The 6,000-nt window shown below is 68.2% G+C and carries 2 protein-coding genes and 2 pseudogenes; 3 read left to right on the top strand and 1 reads right to left on the bottom strand.

All coding sequences use genetic code 11. From position 1 onward, the window contains the following. Positions 1-117: 117 nt before the first annotated feature. Positions 118-2,212: pseudogene (locus tag GEV28_RS04645) on the top strand (error-prone DNA polymerase); the annotation flags it as partial. Between the two features lie 672 nt (positions 2,213-2,884). On the opposite strand, the gene GEV28_RS04640 reads toward GEV28_RS04645, so the two are convergent. Beyond that, entirely contained in the window at positions 2,885-3,391 is a 507-nt protein-coding gene (locus tag GEV28_RS04640; RefSeq protein WP_291408911.1) for a hypothetical protein, read from the bottom strand. A gap of 218 nt (positions 3,392-3,609) precedes the next feature. Between GEV28_RS04640 and GEV28_RS04635 the strand changes: the two genes are divergently transcribed. Then, complete coding sequence (locus tag GEV28_RS04635) at positions 3,610-4,902, top strand: cytochrome P450 (RefSeq protein ID WP_291408909.1); 1,293 nt, start codon at positions 3,610-3,612, stop codon at positions 4,900-4,902. Positions 4,903-5,600: 698 nt separating this feature from the next. Then, positions 5,601-5,948 (top strand): annotated as a pseudogene (locus tag GEV28_RS42135) (HNH endonuclease); the annotation flags it as partial. Between the last annotated feature and the right edge of the window lie 52 nt (positions 5,949-6,000).

Raw genomic sequence — 6,000 nt, 5'->3', positions numbered from 1 at the left:
GTGGCAACCAGTCAGTGGCACCTGAACTCACGACCGACAGCCACCACACGCACCCGACCAAGTGGATGAATCACTCACAACACGACTGACCTCGCAAAACGACTTTGCGCATCGCCCTGCCGCCGCAGCGACATCCTCGCTCAGGGGCGTGGGTCGGCGGCGAACTCGGCGGTCTGCTACGCGCTGGGGATCACCAACGCGGACCCGGTGAAGTGGGGGTTGTTGTTCGAGCGGTTCCTGGCACCGGAGCGGGACGGGCCGCCCGATATTGATGTGGACATCGAGTCCGACCGCCGGGAGGAGGCCATCCAGTACGTCTACGCCAAGCACGGCCGCCGCCACGCCGCGCAGGTCGCCAATGTGATCACCTACCGGGCCCGGTCGGCGGTCCGGGACATGGCCAAGGCGCTCGGGTACTCGTTGGGGCAGCAGGATGCGTGGGCGCGGCAGGTCGACCGGTGGGGCCTGGTCGCGACGGTCGCGGCCGGTGAGGAGCACCCGATTCCGCCCGATGTGGTGGAGTTGGCGCACCAGATCGGTGACGCGCCGCGGCATCTGGGGATCCATTCGGGCGGGATGGTGATCTGCGACCGGCCGCTGTCGGAGGTGGTGCCGGTGGAGCATGCGCGCATGGCGGACCGGACGGTGTTGCAGTGGGACAAGGACGACTGCGCGGCGATCGGTCTGGTGAAGTTCGACCTGCTCGGGCTCGGGATGCTGTCGGCGATCCACTACGCCGTCGACCTCGTTCGCGAGCACGAGGGTGTGGAGGTCGACATCGCGACGCTCGACCTCGCCGACCCGGCGGTGTACGACATGCTGTGCGCGGCGGACGCGGTCGGCGTGTTCCAAGTGGAGAGTCGGGCCCAGCTCGGCACGCTGCCGCGGTTGCGGCCGCGCGTGTTCTACGACCTGGTCGTCGAGGTCGCGCTGATCCGGCCGGGCCCGATCCAGGGTGGCTCGGTGCACCCCTACACTCGCCGCCGCAACGGCCAGTCCTGGCAGCACGCCCACCCCTTTGTTGGCCGGTGCGTTGGACCGCACCCTGGGGGTGCCGCTGTTCCAGGAACAGGTCATGCAGATCGCCATCGACGTCGCCGACTTCACCCCGTCCGAGGCCGACCAACTCCGCCGCGCGATGGGCGCCAAACGGTCCCGCGCGAAGATGGAACGCCTCCGCGACCGCTTCTACACCGGTGCCGCCACCAACGGGATCACCTGCCCGCTGGCGGACACGATCTACGGCCAGATCGAAGCCTTCTCCGGCTACGGCTTCCCCGAAGCCCACTCCATGAGCTTCGCCCTGCTCGTCTACGCGAGCGCCTACCTGAAGCTGTACCACCCGGCCGCGTTCTGCGCCGGCCTGCTCCGCGCCCAACCGATGGGCTTCTACTCACCCCAATCGTTGGTCGCCGACGCCCGCCGGCACGGCGTCGTAATCCACCGCCCGGACATCAACAAGAGCCTCGCCCACGCCACCCTCGAACCCGACCCGGACAGCACCGGCCGCGTCGCCGTCCGCCTGGGACTCGGCAGCGTCCGCACCCTCGGCGACGACCCCACCCAAGCCCTGGTCGAGGAACGCGAGCGCGGCGGCCCCTACCGGGACATGGTCGACATCGGCCGCCGCGTGACCCTCACCGAGCCACAGTTGGAGGCCCTCGCCACCAGCGGCGCCTTCACCGGCTTCGGCCCGGACCGCCGCCAAGCCCTGTGGACCGCGGGCGCCGTGGCCCGCGACCGGCCGCGGTTCCTGCCCGGCACGACCACCGCCGGCCACGCGCCGTCCCTGCCCGGGATGAGCGCGCTCGAGGTCGCCGTCGCCGACGTGTGGGCCACCGGCATCACCCCGGACCGGCACCCCGTCGAGTTCCTCCGCCACCACCTCGACCAGCTCGGTGCGCTGCCCACCGCCGCCGTTCCCGACGTCCCGGACGGCACCCGCATCCTGGTCGGTGGGGCCGTCACCCACCGCCAACGGCCTGCCACCGCGGGCGGCATCACGTTCCTCAACCTCGAGGACGAGACCGGCATGCTCAACGTCGTCTGCTCACCAGGCCTGTGGACCCGCTACCGGCGCCTCGCCCGCGAAGCCACCGCCCTCCTCATCCGCGGCACCCTCCAGAACAACCACGGCGTATGCAGCCTCAACGCCGACAAACTCGAACCCCTCGACCTCCACACCGCCCACAAGTCCCGCGACTTCCGCTGAACAGAAGCCAACCCCGCATCGCAGATCAGGTTGGTCTGCACCTGTCGCTCATTGAGACGACTCAGCCGGAAGTCGGTCTTGCAAGAGCTACGGAAGCGCGGTCGGTAGCAGCTTGTCCGGGCAGGTCTCGAGACCATCCGCCGTCCGCCACGACGTTCGGCAAGTGGGTCACCGGGGCGTGGCGCAACGAAACACCCCTGCGGGCGCGGGACGCATGCGGCAAAGGTTGGCGAAACCGACGCGCTGGGAACAGCCCCGCGTGAACGGGGACGATGTGATCTGCAGCTTCCGACGCAGTTGTTGACGGGTTCTGGCGGGGTCTCGCCACGTCCGGGTACGCCGGTCACCCGTTGAGGCGACAACACCGTACTCGAGCCGGATCGGCTCACTGTCGCCGTAGGACGGACATAGGACGAAGCCACCAAGGGCGTTGTCGGAATCGCTGCCATGTGCTGACCCGTGAGACAGCTATCCCATGGCGTGACGCGGAGTAATCCGCATTCGAGTGACAGCGGCCGAAAGCCTCACAGTCTGCGACTAGATATCACGATCCGTTGATACGTATGTCCACCGTCTGTGGGTGCTCCACGGATGGTCACTCCCTGTTCGGACGATTGCCGGTCCTATCCGCCGGCGTAGCGTGATTGATCAACCCCCTTTTATTTCACCGCCTCACGAGGCCGCCCACCGCATCCCGGTCAGGAGCGATCGCCGTGAGGCGATCAAGTCGTGCCTGGAGGATGGGATGACCGCTGCTGTCTGCCAACCGTTGGAGCAACCGGCTGAACATCGCCGCGGCCCGGACGTCATGATGATCACGGTGCGACGGACCCAGTGGCGGGCGCTGCTGCTGTACCGATGGGCCCACCTCGCGCAGGCGTTCGGCAGGCGGGTCACGAGTCCGGTGTGGGCGATGACGTCGCTCGCCCGGTTCACCATCCGCGCCAGAGTTCGGAAACGGCGTCGGCCCGGCCCGACCGTTGCCCGGCCGCCGGCCGGCCACAGCAGCTCGGGCCCGCGCGCCGACATGCACATCGCTCGACGACGGCCATGGACGATCCCGGCCATCGGACTGACCGCAGTCGCCGTGGCGCCCATCAGCGTCGTCAGCTCATCGCCGCGATCGCGATCGCGCTGGGTCTGGCCGCCACCGGGGGTGGCCTTGGCGAACGCCGCCAACGCCGACCTACCAGCTCGGTGAGCCGCTGTGGCCTTTCACCCCGCCCGCCGCACCGGTGCCCAACCGCGCCGCTGCACGAAGACGGAAGACAAAGGAGGTGTTCCCGGTGCCTGACACCGTGTCACCAGATGCGTCCGCTCCTCGACCCACAGCAGGCACAGCCCGGACAGCGGCCCTGCCCCGCGATGGGTATCCGCCGCCGTCAGTGCCGGGTGTCGTGCATCCGCCGGTGCCGCCGCGCCTCGCAGACCTGGCCGCCAACCTGCCCTGGGTCAACTATGTGCCGGTCGTGGATCCGGACCTGTCCGACCGCTCCCGCGCCTACGCGCGGATCCTGAAAAACCCGCTGTCCTGGTGGCCGGAGATGGGCATGCTGCTCGTCGGGCAACACCGGTTGGTGCGGGACATGCTCGCCAACCACAAGGACTTCAGCTCGCGGGAATCGGTCCCATTCAACTTCGCCGGCCGCTCGCCGGCGGTGACCGCTGAGTTGGAGAAGCTGCCGGACTACGGCGAGCTGATGATCACCGCCGACGGGGAGCGTCATCGGCAGCTGCGCAAGCCGTACGGGGACGGGTTCACCCACCGGCGGGTCACCTCCCGCGAGCCGTTGATGCGGAGCCGCTTCGCCGAGCTGATCGAGGGGTTCCGCTTGGACGGGCAGGTCGAGCTGCACGACGGCTACGCGGTGCCGGGCCTGCGGCCGGTGGTCAACAGCTTCGTCGGCTACGGCGACACCGAACGCGAGGAAAAAGTCGTCGACCGCATGTGCTGGGCCACCAACGTCATGCTCCAGCCGCCGTCTCTGGTCGACGAGTACGACCAGCTCGAGGCCGTCGGCGCATGGCGAGCCGCCCACCGCTACATCACCCGCCTCATGGCCCAGCGCCGCCGGGAGCTCCCGGCGGACAACCGTGACCTGCTCTACGACCTGGTGCACAGCTTCATGAGCGACGCGGAGGTGTTCTGGCACGCGTGCCTCACCCGCGTCGCAGGTGAGCAGACCACCCGCTACCTGCTGCTCGACGTCATCGAGGTGCTGATCACCGAGGGGCTGTGGCAGCAGGCCGTCTGTGCGGACGAGGAGCCCCGCGAGCAGCTGCTCGACGCGGTCATCGAGGAAACGCTGCGCGCGGGGTCCCCCAGCCTGCGGTCAGGATCCCAACACGCCGGGCTGGTGCGGATCACCACCGGCTGGGTCGAGTACGGCGGCCAGCGCCTACCACCGAACACACCGGTGATGTTCATGTCGGCGGTCGCCAACCTGGACGAGACGGTGTATCCGGACCCGCACGCGATCGTGCTGAACCGGCCCAATGTGCGCGAACACATGGGGTTCGGCTGGGGCATCCACCGCTGCCTCGGCGCGCTGATGGCCCGCACCGAAGTGCGGGTCGCGGTCGAGGCGCTGCTGCGTTCGCTCCCGACGCCGCGGCTCGCGCAGACCGAGCCGGACCCGGTGGCGCACCTGTTGTTCAACGGGCACAACACATTGCGGATCTCCTGGTAGCAAACCCAGCGGTCGGCGCCCCACCGGACCGGGGTGCTGGCCCGAGGTTTTCCCACCGAACCCCTACCGAGCGAACCCACGAGGGAAGGAGCCGAGATGGCACCAGCACCGACCATGGCTGTGGCGGTGTTCCGCTCGTCGACGGTGACGCGCACTGCATCGCCTGGTCAGCACGCTCGCCGAACAACCCCCGACGAGACTTGCGGCCCGCGAGCACCGCGAGCACCGCGAGCACCGGGAGCGCCGGGAGCGCCGGGAGCGCCGGCGAGAGGGCCGGGGCTGCCCTTGGGCGCCGGCGTGGACGCTGCCTTGGACATTGCCGTTGACGATGACCACAGTGTCTACTCCGACCCGGAGACCACGGCGACCGCGCAGGTGTCCCCAGCCGCGTTCGGGCGGGAGTTCGAACGGAGATACCCGCGCTGACCCGCGTGCTGACTGCTGAACCCTCCGACCTGGTGCCCCCAACGACGACATCCCCCTTTCGCGTTGGGGGCACCACCCCGGAGAGCGATACACGCTGCGCGAAATAATTCCTGGCGCGACGAGGAAACAATTCGAGAGGGCGTACAAAGGGGTCGCGGGGACGAACATCCACCCAACCTGCGCGATCTGGCAACGTCACCCAAACGCCCCTTGTTCGCCACTTGTTGTGTAAGAGATATGTTCAGCCATGTCCCCGCGGCCCACAGACGAGTGTGGCCCATCGTCGCTGGTCATGTCGATGCCTACCAGCCGCGACAGATCTACCGGATGTGACGACATTGCAGATCATCGATGTCCCTTCTGGAACAACCAGTCCCGCTGAATCGTTGCTATCCGTCTCGTGCGAATGGCAATCCGTGCCGTGCAAACTGTGGAAGGACGGTACGAACAGTGGCGGCTACGGCACGCGACGAGATCCGGTCACGGGGAAGGTCAAATTGGTTCACCGCATGGCTTACGAAGACGCGATCGGTCCCATTCCTGACGGGCACCTGATCGTTGCCCTGTGCGGGATGAGGCTGTGCCACGAGATCCGCCACCTGACAGCGATGACCACGAGCGAGCACAAGAGATGGTGGCGGAGCCGACACACGACGTGTGACCGCGGCCATG

The sequence above is a fragment of the Actinophytocola sp. genome, assembly GCF_009379765.1.
Classification (GTDB): domain Bacteria; phylum Actinomycetota; class Actinomycetes; order Mycobacteriales; family Pseudonocardiaceae; genus Actinophytocola.
The sequence above is the reverse complement of the archived record's forward strand: the minus strand, read 5'-3'. Positions and strand labels throughout refer to the sequence as shown.